At 59.7% G+C, this 22,534-nt stretch carries 23 protein-coding genes; 3 read left to right on the top strand and 20 right to left on the bottom strand.

The window, feature by feature from the left end; genetic code table 11:
- Positions 1-94: 94 nt before the first annotated feature.
- The 14 genes from ACX80D_RS00235 to dacB all read right to left on the bottom strand — a co-directional run bounded on the left by ACX80D_RS00235 (position 95) and on the right by dacB (position 14,078).
- Complete coding sequence (locus tag ACX80D_RS00235) at positions 95-1,087, bottom strand: 4-phosphopantoate--beta-alanine ligase (protein ID WP_459320529.1); 993 nt, start codon at positions 1,085-1,087, stop codon at positions 95-97.
- A gap of 79 nt (positions 1,088-1,166) precedes the next feature.
- On the bottom strand, positions 1,167-2,138 hold the full coding sequence (locus ACX80D_RS00230) for a Rossmann-like and DUF2520 domain-containing protein (RefSeq protein WP_459320528.1): 972 nt from the start codon (positions 2,136-2,138) through the stop codon (positions 1,167-1,169).
- The gene (locus ACX80D_RS00225; protein ID WP_459320527.1) at positions 2,128-3,690 is read right to left on the bottom strand and encodes a PH domain-containing protein; all 1,563 of its coding nucleotides are present in this window, start codon (positions 3,688-3,690) and stop codon (positions 2,128-2,130) included. The genes ACX80D_RS00230 and ACX80D_RS00225 overlap by 11 nt, the downstream gene beginning before the upstream one ends.
- Positions 3,687-4,208: a PH domain-containing protein gene (locus ACX80D_RS00220; RefSeq protein WP_459320526.1), complete on the bottom strand. Its 522-nt coding sequence runs from the start codon at positions 4,206-4,208 to the stop codon at positions 3,687-3,689. Before ACX80D_RS00220 ends, ACX80D_RS00225 begins: the two co-directional genes overlap by 4 nt.
- A complete protein-coding gene (locus tag ACX80D_RS00215; RefSeq protein ID WP_459320525.1) occupies positions 4,201-4,719 on the bottom strand; it encodes a DUF3180 domain-containing protein in 519 nt (172 codons plus the stop codon). Before ACX80D_RS00215 ends, ACX80D_RS00220 begins: the two co-directional genes overlap by 8 nt.
- A 126-nt stretch (positions 4,720-4,845) precedes the next feature.
- Positions 4,846-5,370, bottom strand: a complete 525-nt coding sequence (folK, locus tag ACX80D_RS00210) for a 2-amino-4-hydroxy-6-hydroxymethyldihydropteridine diphosphokinase (protein ID WP_459320524.1) — start codon at positions 5,368-5,370, stop codon at positions 4,846-4,848.
- Complete coding sequence (gene folB / locus ACX80D_RS00205; RefSeq protein ID WP_459320523.1) at positions 5,367-5,843, bottom strand: dihydroneopterin aldolase; 477 nt, start codon at positions 5,841-5,843, stop codon at positions 5,367-5,369. Before folB ends, folK begins: the two co-directional genes overlap by 4 nt.
- Entirely contained in the window at positions 5,840-6,793 is a 954-nt protein-coding gene (gene folP / locus ACX80D_RS00200; RefSeq protein ID WP_459320522.1) for a dihydropteroate synthase, read from the bottom strand. Before folP ends, folB begins: the two co-directional genes overlap by 4 nt.
- Before the next feature lie 9 nt (positions 6,794-6,802).
- Entirely contained in the window at positions 6,803-7,390 is a 588-nt protein-coding gene (gene folE, locus ACX80D_RS00195; protein WP_459320521.1) for a GTP cyclohydrolase I FolE, read from the bottom strand.
- 19 nt (positions 7,391-7,409) lie between these two features.
- Positions 7,410-9,485 (bottom strand): ATP-dependent zinc metalloprotease FtsH, encoded by a 2,076-nt coding sequence (gene ftsH / locus ACX80D_RS00190; protein WP_459320520.1) that lies wholly within the window; start codon positions 9,483-9,485, stop codon positions 7,410-7,412.
- Between the two features lie 248 nt (positions 9,486-9,733).
- Entirely contained in the window at positions 9,734-10,285 is a 552-nt protein-coding gene (gene hpt, locus ACX80D_RS00185; RefSeq protein ID WP_459320519.1) for a hypoxanthine phosphoribosyltransferase, read from the bottom strand.
- A gap of 55 nt (positions 10,286-10,340) precedes the next feature.
- Entirely contained in the window at positions 10,341-11,429 is a 1,089-nt protein-coding gene (tilS, locus tag ACX80D_RS00180; protein ID WP_459320518.1) for a tRNA lysidine(34) synthetase TilS, read from the bottom strand.
- Positions 11,429-12,625 (bottom strand): zinc-dependent metalloprotease, encoded by a 1,197-nt coding sequence (locus tag ACX80D_RS00175; RefSeq protein WP_459320882.1) that lies wholly within the window; start codon positions 12,623-12,625, stop codon positions 11,429-11,431. Before ACX80D_RS00175 ends, tilS begins: the two co-directional genes overlap by 1 nt.
- A gap of 55 nt (positions 12,626-12,680) precedes the next feature.
- The gene (gene dacB / locus ACX80D_RS00170; protein WP_459320517.1) at positions 12,681-14,078 is read right to left on the bottom strand and encodes a D-alanyl-D-alanine carboxypeptidase/D-alanyl-D-alanine endopeptidase; all 1,398 of its coding nucleotides are present in this window, start codon (positions 14,076-14,078) and stop codon (positions 12,681-12,683) included.
- A 188-nt stretch (positions 14,079-14,266) separates the two neighbouring features.
- On the opposite strand from dacB, the gene ACX80D_RS00165 reads away from it, so the two are divergent.
- A complete protein-coding gene (locus ACX80D_RS00165; protein ID WP_459320516.1) occupies positions 14,267-14,755 on the top strand; it encodes an inorganic diphosphatase in 489 nt (162 codons plus the stop codon).
- 201 nt (positions 14,756-14,956) lie between these two features.
- On the opposite strand, the gene ACX80D_RS00160 is transcribed toward ACX80D_RS00165, so the two are convergent.
- Both ACX80D_RS00160 and serS read right to left on the bottom strand, forming a co-directional pair.
- Positions 14,957-15,802 carry an HAD family hydrolase gene (locus ACX80D_RS00160; RefSeq protein ID WP_459320515.1) on the bottom strand — a complete coding sequence of 282 codons (846 nt, stop codon included), beginning with the start codon at positions 15,800-15,802 and terminating at the stop codon, positions 14,957-14,959.
- 253 nt (positions 15,803-16,055) lie between these two features.
- Positions 16,056-17,333, bottom strand: coding sequence for a serine--tRNA ligase (gene serS / locus ACX80D_RS00155; RefSeq protein WP_459320514.1), 1,278 nt, complete (start codon positions 17,331-17,333; stop codon positions 16,056-16,058).
- A gap of 51 nt (positions 17,334-17,384) precedes the next feature.
- On the opposite strand from serS, the gene ACX80D_RS00150 reads away from it, so the two are divergent.
- Positions 17,385-18,452: a diacylglycerol/lipid kinase family protein gene (locus ACX80D_RS00150; protein ID WP_459320513.1), complete on the top strand. Its 1,068-nt coding sequence runs from the start codon at positions 17,385-17,387 to the stop codon at positions 18,450-18,452.
- 11 nt (positions 18,453-18,463) lie between these two features.
- Here the strand turns inward: ACX80D_RS00150 and ACX80D_RS00145 are convergent, their stop codons facing one another.
- From ACX80D_RS00145 to ACX80D_RS00135, 3 genes are all read right to left on the bottom strand, one after another.
- Complete coding sequence (locus ACX80D_RS00145) at positions 18,464-18,637, bottom strand: hypothetical protein (protein ID WP_459320512.1); 174 nt, start codon at positions 18,635-18,637, stop codon at positions 18,464-18,466.
- A 127-nt stretch (positions 18,638-18,764) separates the two neighbouring features.
- Positions 18,765-19,703 carry a prephenate dehydratase gene (gene pheA, locus ACX80D_RS00140; protein ID WP_459320511.1) on the bottom strand — a complete coding sequence of 313 codons (939 nt, stop codon included), beginning with the start codon at positions 19,701-19,703 and terminating at the stop codon, positions 18,765-18,767.
- 73 nt (positions 19,704-19,776) lie between these two features.
- Positions 19,777-20,103 (bottom strand): rhodanese-like domain-containing protein, encoded by a 327-nt coding sequence (locus tag ACX80D_RS00135; RefSeq protein WP_459320510.1) that lies wholly within the window; start codon positions 20,101-20,103, stop codon positions 19,777-19,779.
- Between the two features lie 325 nt (positions 20,104-20,428).
- Between ACX80D_RS00135 and ACX80D_RS00130 the strand changes: the two genes are divergently transcribed.
- Complete coding sequence (locus ACX80D_RS00130; protein ID WP_459320509.1) at positions 20,429-21,907, top strand: peptide MFS transporter; 1,479 nt, start codon at positions 20,429-20,431, stop codon at positions 21,905-21,907.
- Positions 21,908-22,018: 111 nt separating this feature from the next.
- Here ACX80D_RS00130 and ACX80D_RS00125 read toward each other — a convergent pair whose 3' ends face one another.
- On the bottom strand, positions 22,019-22,504 hold the full coding sequence (locus ACX80D_RS00125) for a DUF4190 domain-containing protein (protein WP_459320508.1): 486 nt from the start codon (positions 22,502-22,504) through the stop codon (positions 22,019-22,021).
- Positions 22,505-22,534: the final 30 nt, after the last annotated feature.

Here is a 22,534-nt window from a genome sequence, read left to right as displayed (position 1 = left end):
TCTTAGAGCTGCGCGTGGTTCTTCCTTAACCGAGCGCAGCTTCAAAGTGCTGGCTGGGGCGGGGATGAGCTTTGCGGGCTGGCGGAATTGCGATTTAGCCCAGGGGCATGTTGTCGATGAGCCGCACCGGGCCCACCGTGGCGGCAATCAGGACCAGTGCCTCGCCTGTGAACGGGCTGTCCTGACAGTTCTCAGCACGGACGGCGAGCGTCACCGGATCCACCACTTCCAGGTAGTCCAGTTCCACTCCTGGTGCGCTGTCCACAAGGGCTTGCGCTGATTCAATGTCGAGTGGCTCATGGGCATCGGCGTTGCGCTTCAGCAGCCGCAAGGCACGTGAGAGAACCAGCGCGGATTCACGCTGCTCAGCTGAGAGGAAACGGTTCCTGCTGGAGAGCGCCAGCCCATCCTCATCGCGCACCGTAGGGACAGCTACGATTTCCACCGGGAAGTTCAGATCCGCCACCATCTTGCGGACCAGGGTCAGCTGTTGAGCGTCCTTCTGGCCAAAGTAGGCTCGGTAGGCCGGGCGTGCATTGGCTTCAGCGCCAGCCTCTGTAGCAGTACCAGGATCCGCACCAGCAGCAGCAGTACCGCCTTGGGGCAGCAGGCCAGCGTCGGGCATGGCTGTGTGCAGCAGTTTCGCCACCACCGTCAGGGCACCATCAAAGTGGCCTGGCCGTGAGGCACCCTCATAGAGCTCCCCCATTTTTCCTGCGGTGACCCGTACCATCGGTTCACCGTCGGGGTACATCTCCTGAACCGACGGGGCGAACATGAAGTCCACACCGGCCTCGCTGAGCAAGGCCAGATCGGCCTCTGTGGTGCGTGGGTAGCGGGCCAAATCAGTGGCATCACCGAATTGCAGCGGGTTGACAAACACGCTGGCTACTACCACCGAGTTCTCGGCTACGGCCGAACGGGCCAAGGTCGCATGGCCGTGGTGCAGGGCGCCCATAGTGGGTACCAAACCCAAGGTGCCGGGCTGACGGCTCGATTCCCGCGTGCCCTGCACAGCTCGCTGACGCAACAAGGCCGCTGACTTTTCCCGCAGTTCGGCGATAGTAGTTACCAGCTCGATGCTCATGTTCTTCACTCTTTCCAATGCCAACTTCAATACCAAAAAATTTATTCTGCTCGGTAGCTATTCCGCGCGATGCGCCAGGCTACGTAGCGGAAGCGCCTGAATCAGAAGCGTCTGGGCCAGATTCACCTGAATCTATTTCACCTGTATCTATTTCACCTTCGGTGTTGCGCAAAGCCGCTTCGATACCAAGATACGCCTCCGCGGAAAGCATCCGCCGCTTGGCCGCCCTGGCTGCAGTGCTGGCGGACATGGCCAGATACGCCTCCAGCACATCCGCAGATGAGGTATCCAACGTGTACTCCCGCAAGGCGGCTGCATGAGCTGCCACGGTTCCAGCATCACCGCGCGCCACCGGTCCAGTCAGCGCAGACTCCCCTGACGTCAACGCGTTCTCCAGGGCCGCGCGCAACAGCGGACCCAGCACCTGATTGGCGGATTCCACGCCAATGTCAGACAAGATTTGTGCTGCTTGAGCCACGAGCGTCACCATGTGATTCGCCGAATGCGCCAGTGCCGCGTGGTACAGGACCCTATCAGCCTCGGCAATAACTACCGGCTCGGCACCCATTTCAACCACCAATGCTTGGGCTATAGGCAACATGGCCGGATCGGCTGTGACGCCAAAGCAGCAGTCGGGGAGGCGAGCCAGATCCAAGCTCATGCCGGTGAACGTCATGGCAGGATGCAGTGCTAGCGCAATGCCGCCGGCAGCCTTCACCGGGGCCAGCACTCCCGTGCCGAAACGCCCCGAAGTGTGCGCCACCAACTGCCCGGCCTGCCACGCACCCGTGGCTGCAAGGCCGGTCACAAGATCGGCTAGTGCGTCATCGGGAACAGCTAGCAGTACCAATTCAGATCGCTCAACAATGTCTGCCACCGCAAGAACCGGAACGCCGGGCAGCAACAGTTCAGCCCGCTCTAGGGATGCTTCGGATACCGCAGAAACGCCGACCACGGCGTGCCCGGCTGCGCGCAACGCAGCTCCCAGCACCGCACCCACTTTGCCAGCTCCGATGATTCCAATGCCTAGACGGCCCGGCTTAATCGCCAAGGTACTGCTCCTTTTTCTCCACGGGTGCTGGTTTCAATTCGAGCCACTTTTCGTTGCGTTGAATGCGGCGGGCCGTTGCGGCGCGGGCTGATTGCTCATCAAATAGTGCCAGCCCGTTGGCGGTTGAAAGGTGATGCACGCGCGGGCGGATCGGTCCCGCCGTTGAATGTAGTTCGAAGCTGACCAGGCCCAGACGGGCCATGAGCGGTCCTTGGCGCAACCCCAGGGACTGGGTGCGCTCGTGCGGCACCACCTGCAAGCTGCGGAAGAACCGGCCGCGGCGACATAGCAACGCTGTTGCCGTTGCCCGGAAGGCATTATGGCGCCAAGAAATGGGATCAACCCATCGTGCTGCCCGCGGCGAGTGCACAAAGTCCTCATCGGAACCCACCCCGTGCAGACCTGCTGCGAAAACCTCAAATGGCCGCTCCGCGCCGGGATCAGGGAATACCAGTCCCAAAACAGCCATGACTTCAGCCTCCGTACCGACGGGAAGAATCACACTGCGAGAACTGTCTGAGATGTCATCGCCATACCCTGCCACGTTAACCTGCACGCGGTACCAGCCAAAGGGGCGCCACACAGGTCCCTGCGAAATACTCACGGCCTGGACACGTCCCGGCGGAATGGTCTGGGAGCGTGTTTCCAACAGGCCATAGTGCAGCCGAACGCCGTCGGGCGATGTTGCGACACGGAAATTCAAATCGTTCGTGATGGTCTTCCAGTAAGAAGCGAAGATGCCAATGAACAAAGGAAAAATGCCGAGGAAAATAGCGGATTCTTCAGTCCACACCACGGCCACAATGGCCGCGAGAATGATAATCACAGCCCATACCGTGGTGGTGGAGAAAAATGCGGCGCCAATGATTCTCCGCGGAGCCAGTGCCAGGACCTGGGTTTCCGGGGCCTCTTGGACGTTCATGGGCTGATCCGGATCCATCGCCACGCCAGCGGCACGGGCCAGAATTGCTGCACGCAGCCGCTTGGCTTCGGCAAGCTTAAGGAACGACAACTTGATAGCCGACTTCCCGCCGTCGGCCACATCAAACTTCAACTCGGCTAGACCGAAGGCGCGCGCCAAGAGCGGTTGAATCACATCAATGGCCTGCACCCGGTCAATGCGGGCGCGGCGCTGTTGGCGAAAAATGATGCCGGAGTTGATATGCACATTCTCATCGGTGACTTGGTAGCGCGTAAACCGCCACGACAGGAAAAAAGCCACACCGAAAATGATCACGGCGGCGCCCACCACAATGAGGATGAACACCACCGGTGTCCCGCCGGTCACGGATCCACCGTTCTGCCAGCCGCCAGAAAAGAGTGAGTCGAGGGAGTTTCTGCCAAAAATGAAGATGATGGCAGCCACGGCGATCCAACCCCGCACCAGAGGCGACACCGGGTGCACGCGGTGCCAAGTATCGGCACTGTCGGTGGTGAACCCTTCGGGCGCAGCGGGAGCCTCAGGAATAGCGGAGGCAACGGGAGCCGGCGGCACTTCAGGCGTCTCAGGCACGCCCGGCGCTCCGGAAATCCCAGGCAGTTGCTCGCTCACAAGCCGGCCAATTTTGCCTCACCACGTGCGGTGAGTTGTTCACGCAGCCGGCCAGCTTCCGCTGCGGGGAGGCCATTGAGTAGCGCGTTGGTTCCCGGGGAGGCGGTGTGCAGGTGGATGGTGCTCAGCCCCAACACCCGTTCCAGCGGACCCATGGTCACATCCACATATTGCATACGACCATAAGGAACCACCATGACCCGATGGAAGAGAATACCGCCGCGGATTAGCAAATCTTCGTCGCGTTCCGCGTAGCCAATAGCGCGTACTTGGCGCGGGATTAACAACATTTCCCAGACCACAATCAGCACCACCACGGCGGGGGCAGCCCATGCCAACCATGCCGGGTAGCCAGCCCAGACACCCGTGAGATGCAGAATTAACGGCACGGCTGTGATGATCAAAAAAATGAGTGCGCCACCTCCGGCAGAGATAAAGCGGGCGGTGATGAGCTTATCGGAGACGGGTAAAAAATTTACTCCATCAGGATCAATGGCGCTGCTGTGTAGCTTAGGCAAATTCTTCCTCCCCGTGTCCTTCACGCTTGGGCCGAGTAGTGGATGGACCAGGATCGCTGTCTTCCGGTGGCACCTTACAGAAACGCTCCACCATGACACCCACGGCAACCATGACCAAGCCGCCGGCCAGATGAGCCACCATGACCCAAATGATGCTCAGATCGCTGCGCATGGCCACGGTAGGTAACTGGTTAATCAAAATTCCGCCATGCCAACCGAATAACACGGCACCGGCGTAAGCACATGCCTGCGCCAGAATAACCGTCCTGGCCGCGAGGAGCGGGTCAAGGGCCTTTTCCCGCTTACCATCGCGCCAGCGACGCACCCGCAGACCCAACACCAGACACACCACAGCGATCAAAGCCATCGTGATCAGAGAACTGAGCGGGAGCACCGGCAGGGCCAAACTGGCTCGGGAGGTCAGCAAAGTGGCCACCCATCCAACGCCGGCCAGCACAATAACGACGGCTGCCAACCACGCGGGCCTGATGGTCCGCATTGTGCTTCTCATTGTTGCCTCATCGCTTCACTTGGGGACTACTCATTTAACCGTACTGGTTTTTTGGCTGTTTGGACTTAGCGCGCCGTGATTCTCGCGGATTCGCCCGCGGAGCCCGCTGGCTTTCCGCGCCGCCGGCTAGAGCACAACGGTCGGAGGTACGTCCGGCACATGAGAAATCCCGGGCATGTCTGTGGCGGTCGCAGCCAACTGCGTTACCGGTACCCCGCCTAAGGTGGCGGTGGGTTCCATGAGCGACCACGGATACACCACAAAGGCCCGCTCCGCGGCACGCGGATGCGGCAACGTCAACACCGGATCATCGCTGTGCACATCACCATAAACGATGATGTCAACGTCGAGAGTTCGGGCACCCCAACGCACTTCACGTGTACGGTGGTAAGCCAACTCAACTGCCTGGCAATGAGCCAACAATTCCAGTGGGGACAAGGTGGTGTCCACGGCAATGACCATGTTCAAGAAGTCCGGCTGCCCCTCCGGGCCCCCAACAGGTTTGGTGGACACGACAGGGGAAACATTTTGCAGGCGTACTTCCGGACGATCCACAAGATCGGCGACAGCTCCCAGCAATGTCCCTTCACGCTCGCCCAGATTACTGCCAAGAGCAAGAATTACCCGGGTCAACGCGCGGGGGGTGGTCATGGCAAGCCCGCCCCGACTACTCCGGATGCGGCTGCACTGGATACGACGGTGCTGGAAACGGAGGTGCCCGAGACAGAAGAGCCAGAGACGGAAGCGTCAGCGGATTCACGAGTCCTCGAGACCGTGATGCTCACATCACCAAAGGGCACCTGAATGGGCGCCTTCGGCTTATGGATGGTCACTTCGATGGCCTGCACCACCGGAAATTCTTCGAGAATTCTCTCGGCCATGCGGACGCTGAGTGTTTCAATCAAGTCAAAAGCCGGACCGGTCACCATAGCTACAATGGTTTCGGCCACTGCGCCGTAGTCTGCGGTCTTGGACAGGTCATCTGTTGCGGCAGCGGCGCCTATGTCTAGGTGCAGTACGGCATCGGTGATAAAGGGCTGTCCGTCACGCTTCTCATGATCAAAAACGCCGTGATAACCAATGGCTGTGACACGGGTCAGGCGGATGGTATCCAACTGCGTCACTGGGCTACCTGGCGCTCGGACAAGCGCGCTTCGCGGTTCTTCTTACCCTGCACCAGGCGTGCGGCGACCTTGGCAGCGTCAAGGCTGGCATCGACGTCGTGCACGCGAACACCCCAGATACCTTGGGCAGCGGCGATGGCCGTTGTGGCGGAGGTGGCGTCATCGCGCTCCTTAGGGGCAGCGGCTTTTCCGGCGCTGGTCAACAGTGAGCCCAGGAAACGCTTGCGGGAGGTGCCCACAAGAATTTTGTTGCCCATGGCTGCCACCTGATCCAGGTTGGCCAGTAGTTCCCAGTTCTGCTCAGCGTTCTTGGAGAAGCCAATGCCCGGATCCAGAATCAAGTTCTCTTCCTTGACGCCCGCGGCGTAGAACTTCTCGCGAATCTCGGCGAGTTCGGCAACCACTTCCTCTACAACATCCGTGTATTCGGTGAGTGAATCCATGGACCGTGAATCGCCCCGGCTGTGCATCAGCACGTAAGGAGCCTGGCGTTCGGCGATCAAAGCGATCATGTCCGGGTGCACATTGGCCCCCGAGACATCGTTGATCAGACCGGCCCCGGTGTCCAGCGCCAAGGCCGCGGTGGAGGCGTGGCGGGTGTCAACGCTGACCAGCGCACCGGCCTTTGCCAGTGTGGAAATAACGGGCAGAATGCGTGCCTGCTCCTCGGTTTCCTCAACATAAGCTGCACCCGGCCGGGTGGATTCACCGCCGACGTCGATGATGTCAGCACCGCCGTAGAACATGCGCAGGCCGTGGGCGATCGCTGTCTCGGTGGAGTCGTATTCGCCGCCGTCGCTGAAGGAGTCCGGGGTGCAGTTCAAGATCCCCATGACCACGGTGCGGTCCTTAGGAAGTGCGGCAAAGGTGGCCATTGCCCGACGGGCACGCAAAACGGGCAAGGGAGAAGTGGCCGGGCCCGTTCCGGGCGCAGCAGCGAGGGAATCCATGGTGTTTAGTTACCTTCCGAGAATCAAGCTCATGGCTTCGGCCCGGGTTGCGGGCTCGTGAAGCAGACCGCGGACAGCGCTGGTGACTGTCTTGGCCCCTGGTTTACGCACGCCACGCATGGACATGCACATGTGTTCACACTCAATGACGACGATGGCGCCGCGGGGTTTGAGATGTTCAATCAAAGCATCGGCGATCTGGGTGGTGAGGCGCTCTTGCACCTGCGGACGCTTAGCGAAGATATCCACCAAGCGCGCCAACTTACTCAGCCCCGTCACCCGTCCATCAGAAGACGGGATGTATCCCACGTGAGCGCTGCCGTGGAACGGCACGAGGTGGTGTTCGCAGGTCGAGTAGAACGGAATGTCCTTGACCAGCACCATCTCTTCGTGGGCAATATCAAAGGTGGTGCCCAGAACATCTGCAGGGTCCTGATGCAGCCCAGCAAAAACTTCACGGTAGGCCTTGGCCACCCGTTTGGGCGTGTCCAGCAGACCGCTGCGTTCAGGATCCTCACCAATGGCAAGGAGAATTTCCCGGACAGCTGCCTCGATGCGCGGCAGGTCCACCTTTTGTTCGTCGTCGTATTCAGTCACGGATGTGATCCTACCGGTGTTATGGCTGGCCGGGCAGTTGGGGGGTTTCGCCCTTGCCCAAATCGATGCCCGGCTGGTTACCGGGAGCATCGAGTTCACCGCTCAGGTGCGCGTTGGCAATTTGATCCGCCGGAGCCACTGTTTCTGGATTCGGCGCACCGGCCTCGAGGGCTTCGCGGCGCTCCTTCGCGGTAACGACAGGGGGAAGCGCCGAGACGGGACGGGAGTCCTTGGACAGCCATACCTTGCGCGGTGCAGGCTTGCGCAGGTCCGTGAAGATCTCAGCAATCTCAGCCTGGTTCAACGTCTCGCGTTCCAACAGTTCCAGAGCCAAACGGTCAAGCACGTCACGGTTCATGATGAGCGCCTCGTAAGCGTCGTCATGGGCCTGATCGATGAGTTTGCGGACTTCCTCATCAATCATGGAGGCAACAGCTTCGGAGTAATCCTTACCCTGCCCACCTCCGCCACCTAGGAACGGTTCACTGCTGCCAGAGCCCAGCTTTACCGCACCAATACGTTCGCTCATGCCGTACTGGGTGACCATGGCACGGGCAGTTCCGGTGGCCTTTTCAATGTCATTGGACGCACCGGTGGAGGGATCATGGAACACGATTTCCTCGGCAACACGGCCACCCATGGCGTAGGCCATCTGGTCCAGCAATTCGTTGCGTGTGATCGAGTACTTGTCGTCCTCGGGTACCACCATGGTGTAGCCCAAGGCGCGGCCTCGGGGCAAGATGGTGATCTTGGTGACCGGCGCCGTGTTGTGCATGGCGGCGGCAACCAGGGCGTGTCCACCTTCGTGGTACGCGGTGATTTTGCGTTCCAGTTCCTTCATGACGCGGGTTCGCTTCTGCGGTCCGGCCATGACGCGGTCAATGGACTCATCCAGGGCGCGGTCATCAATGAGCTGGGCGTTGGAACGGGCGGTCAACAAGGCTGCCTCATTGAGCACGTTCGCCAAGTCAGCACCGGTGTAACCTGGCGTCTTCTTAGCAACAGCGTTCAAGTCCACACCGGGAGCCATGGGCTTGCCCTTGGAGTGGACACGTAGAATCTGCTCACGGCCCACGCGGTCGGGCGCTTCAACGGGGATCTGGCGGTCAAAACGGCCAGGGCGCAGCAGCGCCGGGTCAAGTACGTCAGGGCGGTTAGTAGCTGCAATCAAGATGACGTTGGTCTTGACGTCAAAACCATCCATCTCCACGAGCAACTGGTTGAGGGTCTGTTCGCGCTCATCGTTACCGCCACCAATGCCGGCACCACGGTGACGGCCAACGGCGTCGATCTCGTCAACAAAAATGATGGCCGGGGAGTTAGCCTTGGCCTGCTCGAAGAGATCGCGGACGCGGGAGGCACCCACGCCGACGAACATCTCCACAAAGTCAGAACCGGAGATCGAGTAGAACGGCACGCCAGCCTCGCCAGCCACAGCACGGGCCAGCAGAGTTTTACCGGTGCCGGGAGGGCCGTACAGCAGCACACCCTTGGGAATCTTGGCTCCCACGGCGGTGAACTTGTCCGGGTTCTGCAGGAAATCCTTGATTTCGTGCAGTTCTTCAACGGCTTCATCCGCGCCAGCAACATCATTGAAGGTGACCTGCGGGTGATCCTTGGTGAGCAGCTTGGCTTTGGACTTGCCGAACTGCATGACCTTGGAGCCGCCGCCTTGCATGCGGGAGAACAAGAACCAGAAGATCAGACCGATCAGGATGAACGGGATCAAGAGGGAGAAGATGCTGGACCAGAAGTTGTTGGACGCCGGCTGGTCATCGAACTTCGTCATTTCGGCGTTGTCGATGATCTCCGGCATGGTGGTGGCCCGGTAGTTGCCGTAGAAGAACTGGACGTTTTTGCCCTGGTCCTTGCCGTCAGCATTGACGAAGTTATCCTTGAGGATCATGTCTACTCGGCCTTCAGAACCGAAGATCTTGGCCGAGGCAACCTTGTCACCTGTGAGCAGGTCTAGGCCGTCAGAGGTTCCAATGCGGCTCTGGTTGGTTCCGGTCAGTGTGAACAGACCGGCGCTAATGAGCACCACAACCACAACGATCCAGATAAATGGACCCTTGAAGAGTTTTTTGACTTTCATGTGTTCGAGGCCAGGCCTCGTCCCTCCCGCTCAACCAATTCATACTTGTACAAAACGCGTCCGACACGTTCCCAAGTTATAGCTTTACACCGTTCGCATTGCTACACGCACGGGAATGCCCTTTAGTTCCCTGAGGGCATAACGATTAAAAAGAAAATGACGCCGATCCCACTTTTCGACCCCGAAATTTCGGGGTCGAAAAGTGGGATCGGCGTCAGAAACCCTTGCCGCAGCTGTGCTCCGAGCGATTACTCGTAAATGTGCGGTGCGAGCGTGCCGATGAAGTCCAGGTTGCGGTACTTCTCGGCGAAGTCCAGGCCGTAGCCAACAACAAATTCGTTCGGGATCTCGTAGCCAACGTACTTGACGTCGATTTCCACCTTGGCAGCAGCCGGCTTGCGCAGCAGCGTGCAGATTTCCACGGAGGCCGGGCCGCGGGACATGAGGTTCGCGCGCAGCCATGACAGGGTCAGACCCGAGTCAATGATGTCCTCAACAATGAGAACGTGCTTGCCCATGAGGTCAGTTTCGAGGTCCTTCAGGATCCGGACGACACCGGAAGACTGAGTACCGGAACCGTAGGATGACACTGCCATCCAGTCCATGGTGACGTGACTGTGCAGGGCACGGGAGAGATCAGCCATGACCATCACAGCGCCCTTGAGGACACCGACCAGCAGGACATCGCGGCCCTGGTAATCTGCATCAATCTGCGCGGCCAGCTCGGCGACGCGTGTTTGGATTTCTTCCTTGGAGAAGAGAACGTGCTTAAGATCGGCTTGGACGTCTTGTGAATCCACCCATGGCTCCTGTTTGTAAAGGATTGGTACTGGTTTTTGTTGGTTCTGCGTGCGCCTAAGTGCTGCGCCTAAGAACTAGCTTCCCATAGCTGCGGCCTTCGTGGGGAACACTTTGGTTCCGGGAAATCCGCCACGCACTGACTTTTCCGGCTAATTGCACCGGTCCTGCGGACCCTTTCCGGGCCAGCAAATTTTCTGCCGCACCGAGCCGTTCAAGGCTGGGCTGCACTCCCCCAAGTTCGACGACGGCCAGCGCCAACACTCTCATCCTCAGGGCCGGAGCCAATCCCCTCAGCTCATCTTCGGGCAGGCTGATGTGTTCATCTGCGCCTTTTTCCCCGCCATGTTCGGCCAGTTTGGCAAACTCTGCCGCGGCCAGCTGATCCAGGAAGTCGGCGTCATAACCCAAAATAGTGGCTGAGCGGGCCAGCGATTCGGCCACTCCGGGGCCAAGTTCCTGATGCAGGAAGGGGAGCACAGCAGTGCGGACCCGGACCCGCAAATAAGCTGGGTCTTGGTTGGCAGGGTCGTGCCACGGCACCAGTCCCAACGCCTCGCATATGGCCAATGTCTCATCCCGGCGCAACCCTAAAAAGGGGCGCAGGTAGATGCCACGGCGCTCCCGCATACCAGCGAGGGAACGGGTTCCAGAGCCCCGAGCGAGTCCCAAGAGCACTGATTCTGCTTGATCATCCATGGTGTGGCCCAAGAGCACGTGTGAGGCACCCAATTCGTCGGCCGTCGCCTCAAGCGCGCCAAAACGTGCTGCGCGGGCCGCAGCTTCCGGGCCGCCGCCGTCGTGCTTGAGATCCACGGTCCGCACCACCACGGGGGCCAGACCAAGCTCCTGCAACTGTTTGGCGGTGGCTTGGGCAACCTCCGCACTGCCCTCTTGCATCTGGTGATCAACCACCACTGCACCCACCCGCACTTCTCCGCGCGTGGCAAAGAACGCGCAGACGGCGGCCAAGGCGAGGGAATCGGGGCCACCGCTGCATCCCACCAGGATCAGCGGCGGATTTTCGGCAGCACGATTTTTTCCTGTTGTTTTCAGCCCGAGCAGGGCACCCACCATCGCCCGAGCCTTGCCGACGGTGGGGTCCAGACGGCCGCGGGGGCTGTGCTGAGCTGTCAGTGCTGTCATTAGAGGCCCATCCGGTCAACCCAGAGGCGAGCGTTGTGGATCTCTGTTTCGGTGGGCAGGTTCTCCACTTGGTTCCAAACGTTGTTAAACCCGTCCATGCCGACCACGGCTACGGTGTCGCGGACAAACTTGGCCCCGTCACTGTACTGGCGCATTTTGGCGTCCAACCCCATCAGGTTTCGGATGAACTTTTCAATCACTCCACGGTCCTTGCCCCGGCTATTAAAGCGTTGGCGGATGGTGCGGACTGTAGGGACAATGCTCTTATCCACACCGTCCATGACCACATTGGCGTGTCCTTCCAAGAGGCTCATGACGGCCGTCAAGTGTGACAACGCCGCTTTTTGGGCGGGGTCTTGGAGCAGGTCCAGGACACTGCCGCGGGAGGAATCCGGGGCGCCCAGCGTTGCGGGTTTCTTTGCGCTCTGCTTGCGGCCCAGCGATTTGGCTGATTCCAGGAGGCGTTCGCCGAAGTTCTCGGAGTCGCCCACCAACAAGGTGCCGAGCTTCTCAATTTCACCAATCATGTGGTGGCGCAGCCAAGGCGCCGCCGCAAATTGCACCCGGTGAGTTTGTTCATGCAGGCATACCCACAGCCGGAAATCGGCCGGATCCACCTTCAGCTCACGTTCCACGGTGATGATATTCGGCGCCACCAGCAGTAGCCTGCCACCGGACTTCTCAGCGGTGGAATGCGCAGCGGTGGACTCACTCTGACCTAGTGCGGAGAAGGGATCATACTGGCCCAGCACCTTGCTGGAAAGAAACGCCAAGGCGCCTCCCAGCTGCGCACCCGTGACGGTAGCGCTAAAAGCAGCACCCGGACTCCCCTGCGCGGGTCCGGAACCCTTGGAAGAATCGGCCTGCTTAGCTGCGAGCGCCCGCAGCACAGGATCCATCATCACCGCGAAGCTCTGCGTGTTGGCCTTGGCCCAAGAGGCCCTGTCCACAATCAGGACTTCGGAGTCACGGAGATCTTTCGCTGCCTCCAAACGGCTGATTTCGTGCACGTGAGGTACCGATTTTTCGGCCATGAGACGCAAGTTCTCCACTGCTGCGGAAATCTCCGAGCCGCTCAAATCTGGCCCGGCAGGGGCTAAGTTGGCCGCAGTTTTTGCGGCAAGTTCCCAATTGACCATGGCGGGGGCTGAGTGCGTTCCGGCTGCGGCGCTGCTGTTCTGGCTCATGTTTACCATCAGATCACAGATCGCTGAGAGCTTTGAAGTTTCACACAACACGCGAATTGTTGCGTTAGCTCTTCGCTAAGACCGCTGCGGCTGCGTCCACCACGGGGCGCGCCGCAGCGGCACCGTCGGTGAGGCCATTGCCCAAGATCGAGAAGACCAGCAGCCGCCCACGGGAGTTGATGACGTACCCAGAAAGTGCGCTCACCTCATTCAGAGATCCGGTCTTGGCACGGACCAGCCCCGCGCCGTCCAGTTGCGGATCGGCGAGGAAACGTTGCGACAAAGAACCGCTCAGCCCCGCAATAGGCAGCCCAGCCAGCGCCTGACCCAGATCTGATGAGGGGTCCGCCAGCATGAGGGACACCATCGTCACCAAGCGTTCGGGGCTGATCAAGTTACCTTCGGCGAGTCCACAATTATCGGTAGTGATAACCCCGTCCAAGGAGAGCCCCAGCTGTTCCACCACTTGACGGACAGCAGCCACGGCTCCTGAGTTGCTGGCCTCGCCACCGAGCTTCACCGCAACCATGCGGCCCAGTGCTTCTGCCACATAATTATCAGATTCAGCCAGCATGTACCGTGTCTGCGCAGCGACGGTAGCTGATTCAACCGACGCCAGAACCGCTCCGGTAGCCGCGCCACGGCTAATAGTTTCCTCGGTGGCCACACCAGCGTCAGCGAGCGCAGCTGCGAAGGCCACCGCCGCAACCATTGCCGAATCCTGCGGGCGCGGACCGCTCAGTACTTCTGGCACGAAACGGCCAGCGTTCAAGGCGAGCGGGAAAATGGGTGCAATTTCCCCAGCGTTCACATCTCCTTTGGTCCATTTCGGGTTCAGCGCAGGACCTGTGAAGACAGTGTCATCCACGGTCAGCGTGACAGACCCGGTGACCCCTGCTTTACTCAACGCCGCAGCTGTTAGTTGGGCCAGGGTTGCCAGCCCGGCGTGACCCATGACCGCTTCAGGATCGTCTTCCCCCGCGGCGAGCATGGTGTCTCCACCACCGCGCAGAACAATTTCGGCGGGACTTGCGCCCGCCAATACTTCAGTCGCAAATCGGGTGTCCGGGCCCAGCGTCTTCAGCGCGGCCGCGGCGGTGAGCAATTTCAGATTCGACGCCGGAATCCGCGCCTTCTCGCCGTCTTGGGAAAACAGCGGCGTCCCGGAAGAGGCATCGGCGACATACATGCTGAAGGTGCCCTCGCCGTCGAACGTCAGGGCTTTTTTCAAATCGCTGGAGAGCGTAGTCGCGTCCGGCAGGGGTGCCGCTTGAGACAGCGGATCAATTCCCGTGATGGCGCTAATTCCGGCGGGCGCCAACTGGGCCGCAGGAATAACTGCCACAGCGGCCGGGTCTTGGGGTAGGAATGCGGGGATCAGGTGCAGCCCGGCCGGAACGGTTATGGCGGCCAGTGCGCAGATGAGCAAGCCGCTCGTCACAGCTTTTGACGTGCGTCCCATGAAGCAGGCGATTCCTTCGAAGCAGGTGGTCCGGGCGTTTGTGATCGGACTAAAAAGGGCATTATTGCGCCCTGATACTCCGGGCGGGTTTTTAGCGCAACGAAAGCGCCTATATCCTCATACTAGACGGATTTTCGGTGCAGAGCCGTGTCCGGCCGCGCACACCCCATCATTTGAGGAGCCTAACGATGAAGCATGACGTCACCATCGAGATCCCCCGCGGATCACGCGTCAAGTACGAAGTTGATCACGAGAGTGGCCGCGTCCGCCTGGACCGCGTGCTGTTCACGTCGATGCAGTACCCCACACACTACGGTTTCTTCGACAACACTCTCGGCGAAGATGGCGATCCCTTGGATGCGCTCGTCATGCTGCAGGACTTCGATCTGCACCCGGGCGTTGTGGTGGATGCGCGCCCCATCGCTGTCTTCAACATGACTGACGACGGCGGCGGCGACGCCAAGGTTCTGTGCGTTGTGGACGACAAGCGCTTTGACCACATTCAGGAGCTCTCCGACGTGGATGAATTCCTGGTCAAGGAGATCGAGCACTTCTTCATGCGTTACAAGGACTTGGAGCCGGGCAAGTGGGTCAAGGCTGAGGGCTGGGCCGACCGTGCCGCTGCCGAAGCCGAGCTGGAAGCCTCCATCAAGCGTTTTGAGGACACCAAGCACTAGTCCCCACGCCCTCCCTCTGCTCGCAAGCTCGCGAGGGCACCCTCGGACGCGTGGGCCCACGCCCTCCGAGATTAATGCCGCTGTTCCTTACATTCTGCCGAGGCTTAGACCTGGGTGGACAGATAAGGAACAGCGGCATTTTTCATCTCTGAGCGCGGCAGGGCAGGGCACCGTAGGGATGCCCTGCCCTATGACCGGGGGTTACAGCAGGCTGCGCAAGATGGCGGCAGCACCGTCGTCGTACACCGAAGCCGTAACCTCATTGGCGGCGGCCTTCACATTGGCTTCAGCCTGACCCATGGCCACACCGCGGCCGGCCCATTGCAGCATTTCAATGTCATTGGAGCCATCACCCATGGCAACGGTCAGCGACGGGTCAACGCCTAGTGAAGAACGCACCACTTCCAGCGCGGATGCCTTGGTGACGCCCGCGGCGGCAATGTCGAGCCAGGAGCTCCAGCCGATCGCATAGGTGACACCTTGAAGACCCGCGCTGGAGATGGCGTCGGAGAACTCGTCCATGGTGGCCTCGGCACTGTTGACCACAACGCGCACGGCCTCGGCACTCAATAGGTGCTCAAAGTCCACACCGCGGGCCTCAATGCCAAAGCTGTCGTCCTGGAAGCGTGAAGTGGCTAGGAAGTTGCCCTCGGAGTCCTCCAACGCGAAGCGGGCGCCCGGGATTTTGTCACGCAAAGCGTTCAAGGCGGGAGCCGGATCGAAGGTGACCCGTTCAATCACCTCGTAGCCGTTCTCCAGAGACGGGTCCAAGCGAATGGTCACGCCACCGTTGGAGCAGACTCCATATCCGGTGCGCATGCCGATCAACTCAATGATGGGCAGCAGGGCTCCGAGTGAGCGGCCTGTGGCGATGATGACGTGGTGGCCGGCGTCAACCACGGCTGTTGCTGCGTCACGGACAGCGTCAGTCATGAGGCCATCGTGATCAACCAAGGTGCCGTCTACGTCAAGTGCTACTAAGTACTTTGTGATTGCAGTGGACCGGTCATCGATGCCGGTACTTTCAGTATTTACTGTCATTGTCATGTATCCAGCTAAACAGATAGACCTTAAAATTCCACATACTGAGGCTTTCAACTCAGTGAACTTCTCGAGTCAGACCGAGCGCCGCCGAGTCAGACGAAGCGCAACGTCTGCCTCGACGGGGCTCGGTCTGACTCGACGCAAGGGCTCCTCTTTAGTGACTTAAAACTGACCGCCGGGTTAATGTCCACAGCTGTTTGCACAGTGTGAATATTAACCCGGCGTTCGTATGAGCGTTGACTAGACGCTAAAAGCCTTACAGGACCGGGAATACTTCCATGCCGCCCAAGTATTTGCGCAGGGCAACCGGCACGTTGACCGAGCCGTCGGCGTTCTGGTGGTGTTCCAGAATGGCTACGATCCAGCGGGTGGTGGCCAGCGTGCCGTTCAGTGTTGCAACAGCGCGAGTGCCACCCTTGCCGCCGTCGTCCGCTACGAGACGCTCACGGATGTTCAACCGGCGGGCCTGGAACGTGGTGCAGTTCGAGGTGGAGGTCAGCTCGCGGTAGGCGTCCTGGGTGGGGACCCAGGCTTCGCAGTCGAATTTGCGGGCGGCGGACATGCCCAAGTCTCCGGCGGCGGTATCAATCACACGGTAGGGCAGCTCAACCTTGGCGAGCATTTCCTCTTCCCACCCGAGCAGGCGCTGGTGCTCCTCGGCAGCCTTTTCAACGGTGGTGTAAACGAACATTTCCACCTTGTTGAACTGGTGCACGCGGATGATTCCGCGGGTGTCCTTGCCATGTGAACCGGCCTCGCGGCGGTAGCAGGAAGACCATCCGGCAAAGCGAATGGGCTCGTCAACCTTGATGATTTCATTGCCGTGGTAGCCGGCCAGAGCTACCTCAGAGGTACCCACCAAATAGAGGTCGTCGTCGGCGAGGCGGTAAATTTCGGCGTCGTGTTCCACGTCAAAGCCGGTGCCAGCCATGGTTTCGGGCAAAACAAGAGTGGGGGTGATCATGGGCGTGAAGCCGGCTTCGATGGCCTGATCCATGGCCATTTGCAGCAGCGCCATTTCTAGGCGGGCGCCCACTCCCTTGAGGAAGTAGAAGCGTGAACCGGACACCTTGGCGCCGCGCTCCATATCGATGGCGCCAATGAGTTCACCAATTTCCAGGTGGTCCTTGGGCTTAAAATCGGGGAATTCACGAGGAGAACCCACGGTTTTGACCACGACGAAATCGTCCTCGCCGCCTTCCGGCACACCATCGGAGACAAGGTTGGGGATGCTGCGCACCAAGGCGTCTTGCGCCGCGGCGGCGGCGTCAGAAGCCGCCGAAGCGCTCTTGACAGCAATGGCCACCTCCTTGACCTCGGCGAGCAGGGCTGTCTTTTCATCACCCTTAGCCTTGGCCACCTTCTTGCCAAACGCATTTTGTTCAGCCCGCAACGCCTCAAAAGAGGTGATCGCGGACTTGCGTGCGGCGTCGGCGGCAATGATGGCGTCCACCACCGACGGATCAGCACCACGCGCACGCTGGCTGGCACGGTAAATTTCAGGATTTTCGCAGAGGTCTCGTACATCGATCACGCCCTAAGCCTATCCAATCAATGCAACTTCAGCCGCTAAGGTTAGAGAATCATGCAAACCGAACTCCTTGCCGTCATCATTGTGGTCATTATTGTGCTGGCTGCCGCCGCGAGCTGGCTGGGTGTGCGCAAGCTCGCGCAAAAGCACACGCGCAGTGCCGTGGCCGACTCTCCGCACAAGATCAACATCGCCAAACAGCAAGTGGCGTTCATCTATAACCCGACCAAACATGGTTCCGAAGCGGCCAAATCCCTGATCCGCCGTTCCGTTTCTAAGGCTGGCTGGCCGGCCCCGCTCTTCTTCGAAACCACTGCGGAGGACCCGGGCTTTTCCCTGGCGCAGGCAGCGCTGGATGCTAAGTCCGACGTCGTTATTGTGGGCGGTGGCGACGGCACCGTGCGCGCTGTGGGCCAGACCCTGCGACACACGGAAATTCCCCTAGGCATTGTTCCTTTGGGCACCGGAAATTTATTGGCCCGGAACCTAAAACTTGATGTCACGGATATGGCCGCTTGCGTGCAGATTGCTCTCTTTGGCCATCAACGCCACATTGACGCTGGGTTGATGGAGCTCGAGAACGCTGTGACGGGGGCCGAGTCAAAGCACTCGTTTATGGTGATCGCGGGTCTGGGCATGGACGCCGAGGTCATGAACGACACCAATTCCAAACTCAAGGAACACGTCGGCTGGCTAGCCTATAGCGAGGCAGGTCTGCGCCACATGGCGGGGCGACGCAAAAAGGTCAGCATCGCACTAGACAACGAGCCAGCCCAGCAGCGCAAGGTCCGTTCCGTGCTGTTTGCCAACTGTGGCCTGCTCCCCGGCGGCATTGACTTTGTTCCAGGAGCCCTGATCGACGACGGCGTCCTAGACGTAGTGGTCATCAGCCCCCGCAGCGCATTCGGCTGGCTTGCTATGGCTGGAAAAGTGGTGTTCCAACATAAGAACCACCTGCCCGTCATTGATTTTTACCGCTCCCAGAACCTGACCATCCGCACAGTCATGCCTGTCGAGACGCAAATTGACGGGGACCCTTCCGGCCCAGCCACCAGTGTGCGAGTCAGCGTGGAGCACAAAGCCGTACTGGTGCGGGTTGCTGCCCCCAACAACCCGGCTTAATCAGTTTCGGTCTAGTCGGTTTCAGGACGTTGTGACTGTTCCCGGATGAGTCGCTGTTCTTCATCAAAACGCAACTCATTGGCGTGGTCGCCTTCATCGCCAACAGAAGTGTCCCGGCCAGTATCGCTACTCGGGTTCACAATGGTGCCGTCCTGGCTGTTGTTCTTGTCTACCTGCGGATCCATGATTGACTCGCCTCTTCCGTGCTGTGAGCGCCTTTTCCATCTCCTCTGCAAGTGACCTTGTAGAGATAGGCCAAGCATAGGCTTGCCGGTGTCCGTGCGAAAGAGACGCGCCGCAGCGCACTGTCTCCTAGGTGAGTGATTCAACCCAGGCTGCTGCGTCAGCAAAGGCCGCGTCAGAGTTGTAGGAGCGAATGGCCGGCGGCTGCTGATCGGCCCGTGGGTAGGAGCCAAGAAAGAGAAGCTCGGGACTGACCCGGTGCAGACCACGCAAAGCATCAGCTACCCGGGCGTCGTTGATATGCCCGTCAACGTCAACGCTAAAGGTGTAATGACCGAGAAATTGCCCAGTTGGCCTGGATTCAATGCGGCTCAGGTTTACACCGCGGCTGGCAAACTGTTCCAAAATCTCCATCAACGCACCGGGCCGGTCCTCGGGGAGCGGTATCGCCAGGGTGGTTTTGTCGGCCCCGGTAGGTGCCGGTAGCGATCCGGGTTGGCCCACTAAAACAAAGCGTGTGACAGCGCCGGCATTATCTTCGATGCCGGCGGCCAGAATAGTCAGTCCGGTTTGCTGAGCAACCAGCGGTGCGCATACAGCGGCTTGGAAAGCGTCGGTGCCAGTGACCAAGGAATGGGCGGCAGCCGCCGTCGAATTTTCCGGGACATAGGCGGCCTGCGGCAGGTGTTCGCCGAACCAGTCCCTAGTCTGCGCCCAAGCATGAGGATGCGTGCCCACAGCCTTGATGTCAGCCAGCGTCACCCCTGCCGGTGCCAGCAGGACAAAGCTGACGGGCACCACAACTTCATGCAAGATGCGCAGCTCAATGCCGTTGGATATGGCATCCAGAGTGGCCGGCACTCCGCCCTCAATTGAGTTTTCAATCGGGAGCATAGCGGCGAAAGCTTCCCCGCTGCGCACTTTGGCAAGTGCGGCTGCGGCATTGGTTGACGGGATCCGTTCCATCTGGATCGCACCCGGAACCTGCAGCAGGGCAGCTTCGGTAAAAGTTCCCTCCGGCCCTAGAAAGGTTAGGGGCAGCGTTGTATCAAAGGGCGCGGATGTCATGGGGACCTGTCTAGTTCGTAGATTCATAGACTCGTCAATTCATAGTGGAGTCTGGTTCGTGATGTCGGGGGTGTTAGAGGACGCGGGGCGCTTCACCGTTGGAGGAGACCATGGGCTTATCGGCCTCGAACCATGCGCCCATGCCGCCCACCACGTTGAAGGCACTGTAGCCGTTCTGGACCAGCCATGTGGTGGCCCTAAATGAGCGTCCACCGGTGCGGCAGATGACATTGACATCAACGTCGGGGTCGAGTTCTTCCAGGCGGGCCGGCAACTGTTCCAAGGGAATGTGCAGGGCACCGTCAACGTGGCCGGCCTCCCACTCATAGTCTTCGCGGACATCCAAGATGACCGTGTCCTGGCCCATCTCGGCAACCGTGACGTTCATAATGTCTGACATGTTGGCTCTCCTAAAAAGTTTGATTCTGATATGGGCTAAGCCTAGCTCCCGAGGGGCCCGGGTCGAGCGAAGCGAGGACCGGGAGGGAGCAAGGCGTTAGCTCCGCCAGGGGCCCGGGTCGAGCGAAGCGAGGACCGGGAGGGAGCAAGGCGTTAGCTCCGCCAGGGGCCCGGGTCGAGCGAAGCGAGGACCGGGAGGGAGCAAGGCGTTAGCTCCGCCAGGGGCCCGGGTCGAGCGAAGCGAGGACCGAAAAAGGGCGGATACCTTACTTCTTGCCTTATAGCCAAATGTGACGATCTGTGTCAATAGTGACAAAATTACTCAAGTGAGTTCACAAAAAAGCCCCGCCGATCCGGCAACGGCTCCCCCAAAACACCCCGATACCGCCTTCTTCGGACAGCCTAAAATGCTGCTGAATCTCTTCAGCGTTGAGCTGTGGGAACGGTTCTCCTTTTACGGCATGCAGGGCATTCTTGCTTACTACATGTACTACTCCGTCACTCAGGGCGGGCTCGGCATTGACGAGACTACCGCGCTGGGTATTGTCGGTGCGTACGGTGGAGGTGTTTACCTTTCCACGATCCTCGGTGCTTGGGTGGCAGACCGCCTGATGGGTTCGGAAAGGGTGCTGTTCTTCAGCGCCATTTTGATCATGGCCGGTCATTTGTCCTTGGCCCTGCTCCCCGGAGCCATTGGACTGACCGTGGGTCTAATCCTGATTGGTGTTGGCTCCGGCGGCTTGAAAGCTAACGCAACCGCCTTGGTGGGTACGCTGTACGCGAAGGACGACAACCGGCGTGATGCCGGTTTCTCGATTTTCTACATGGGCATCAACATTGGTGGTCTCATTGGCCCGCTCGCCACTGGCTGGCTGCAGGTCACCTACGGTTTCCACATTGGTTTCGCGGCGGCTGCCGTTGGTATGGCATTCGGCCTGCTGCAATATGGCCTGACACGCAAGAACCTGCCTCAGTCCGCCCATGAGGTCCCGAACCCGCTCCCCCGCGAGCAGTACGGCAAGTTCATTGCGCTGGCAGTTGCCGGCATCGCGGTGATTGTAGTGGCCGTCGCCCTGAAGCTCATCACCGCCGAAAACCTCAAGTGGGTCATTGTTGCAGTCGTCATCGCCGCAACTATTGCCTACTTCGCGGTGATTCTCGCCAACAAGAGCGTCACTGTGGAGGAGCGCAGCCGCGTTTTCTCGTTCATGCCTTTGTTCCTGGCCAGCGCCGTTTTCTGGTCACTGTTCCAGCAGCAGTTCACCGTGATCGCGCTCTATTCCGACAAACGGCTTGACCGCGAAATCCTGGGTTGGGAGGTACCCGCCAGCTGGGTTACCTCGATCAACCCGGTGTTCATCATTGTCCTGGCCGGCGTCTTTGCCGCGCTATGGACCAAATGGGGCGCACGCCAGCCCGGCACACCCGTGAAATTCGCCGCGGCACTTATCGTCATGGGCTTGGCCTACCTGAGCTTCATCCCCTTCGCTGGGATGGCTGCGGTGCCCATGATGGCGATTATCTTCATCCTGCTGCTGTTCACAGTCGCCGAGCTGATGCTCTCCCCCGTGGGCTTGTCGCTGGCCACCAAACTTGCCCCGGCCGCGTTCCAGACACAGATGGTGGCCTTGTTCTTCCTATCCGTCTCACTCGGAACCGCCATGTCCGGCGTGCTCGCCCAGTGGTACGACCCCGAAAACGAGACCCCCTACTTCCTGGTGATCGGCCTGATTTCCATTGGATTCGGCGTGGCCCTGTTCTTCGCTAAGAAGCCCATTAAGAAGCTGATGGCCGGAATCATGTAGTCCTGCTCCAGACTTCAACAGCTTTAAAGTACGACGGCGACACTCGCCTTTCGCTTACGCGTCAGGTGAGTGCCGCCGTCGTTTTTTATTCGGTACTTCCTGTAAACGCGTTTAGTAAGAGTAAGAGGCGGATGACCCTGCCGCGACCAGCACCAAGATGACCCAAATTCCCACAACAATCCCCCAGATCACCAGCGCCAAGTAGTTCGTTACCAAGCCGGCGATGGCGAATCCACGCCCTTGGGGGCTTTCCCGTTTGAGCCCCAGATGGCCCAGAACAATGCCCACAATCTGCGGAACAATAAGGAATCCCACCAAGAAGAGCGCGGCTAGACCCACGATCATGCTGGTCAAACTCATACCTTTGGGACCAACTGGAGAAGGGTAGCCGGGCCCACCTTGATAGTAGGTGGGTGAATTGAACTGCGACGGTTGCGAGTAGGGCTGCTGGGCTGCTGGCGCTGCAGGCTGTGCGTAGTACGGGGGAACGGGCTGTCCAGACTGAACAGGAGGAGCAGGCTGCACATACGGCGGCACCGGCGGAGAGTTATAGCCCGGCGGCATATATGGCTGTGGCGTATCCGGCTGCTCGGACATGATGTGCTCCTACGCGATCCTGTGCCCGTG

The sequence above is a fragment of the Arthrobacter sp. Sr24 genome, from assembly GCF_054511175.1.
The sequence above is the reverse complement of the archived record's forward strand: the minus strand, read 5'-3'. Positions and strand labels throughout refer to the sequence as shown.

Excerpts from the sequence above, each read along its gene's own strand:
- pheA (WP_459320511.1), bottom strand. The coding sequence starts at position 19,703 with ATGACATCCGCGCCCTTTGATACAACGCTGCCCCTAACCTTTCTAGGG.
- ACX80D_RS00175 (WP_459320882.1), bottom strand. The coding sequence starts at position 12,625 with ATGGTAAACATGAGCCAGAACAGCAGCGCCGCAGCCGGAACGCACTCA.
- ACX80D_RS00145 (WP_459320512.1), bottom strand. The coding sequence starts at position 18,637 with ATGGATCCGCAGGTAGACAAGAACAACAGCCAGGACGGCACCATTGTG.
- dacB (WP_459320517.1), bottom strand. The coding sequence starts at position 14,078 with ATGGGACGCACGTCAAAAGCTGTGACGAGCGGCTTGCTCATCTGCGCA.
- ftsH (WP_459320520.1), bottom strand. The coding sequence starts at position 9,485 with ATGAAAGTCAAAAAACTCTTCAAGGGTCCATTTATCTGGATCGTTGTG.
- ACX80D_RS00165 (WP_459320516.1), top strand. The coding sequence starts at position 14,267 with ATGAAGCATGACGTCACCATCGAGATCCCCCGCGGATCACGCGTCAAG.
- folK (WP_459320524.1), bottom strand. The coding sequence starts at position 5,370 with ATGACCACCCCCCGCGCGTTGACCCGGGTAATTCTTGCTCTTGGCAGT.
- tilS (WP_459320518.1), bottom strand. The coding sequence starts at position 11,429 with ATGACAGCACTGACAGCTCAGCACAGCCCCCGCGGCCGTCTGGACCCC.
- ACX80D_RS00160 (WP_459320515.1), bottom strand. The coding sequence starts at position 15,802 with ATGACAATGACAGTAAATACTGAAAGTACCGGCATCGATGACCGGTCC.
- ACX80D_RS00150 (WP_459320513.1), top strand. The coding sequence starts at position 17,385 with ATGCAAACCGAACTCCTTGCCGTCATCATTGTGGTCATTATTGTGCTG.
- ACX80D_RS00215 (WP_459320525.1), bottom strand. The coding sequence starts at position 4,719 with ATGAGAAGCACAATGCGGACCATCAGGCCCGCGTGGTTGGCAGCCGTC.
- ACX80D_RS00125 (WP_459320508.1), bottom strand. The coding sequence starts at position 22,504 with ATGTCCGAGCAGCCGGATACGCCACAGCCATATATGCCGCCGGGCTAT.
- folP (WP_459320522.1), bottom strand. The coding sequence starts at position 6,793 with ATGGATTCCCTCGCTGCTGCGCCCGGAACGGGCCCGGCCACTTCTCCC.
- ACX80D_RS00135 (WP_459320510.1), bottom strand. The coding sequence starts at position 20,103 with ATGTCAGACATTATGAACGTCACGGTTGCCGAGATGGGCCAGGACACG.
- ACX80D_RS00235 (WP_459320529.1), bottom strand. The coding sequence starts at position 1,087 with ATGAGCATCGAGCTGGTAACTACTATCGCCGAACTGCGGGAAAAGTCA.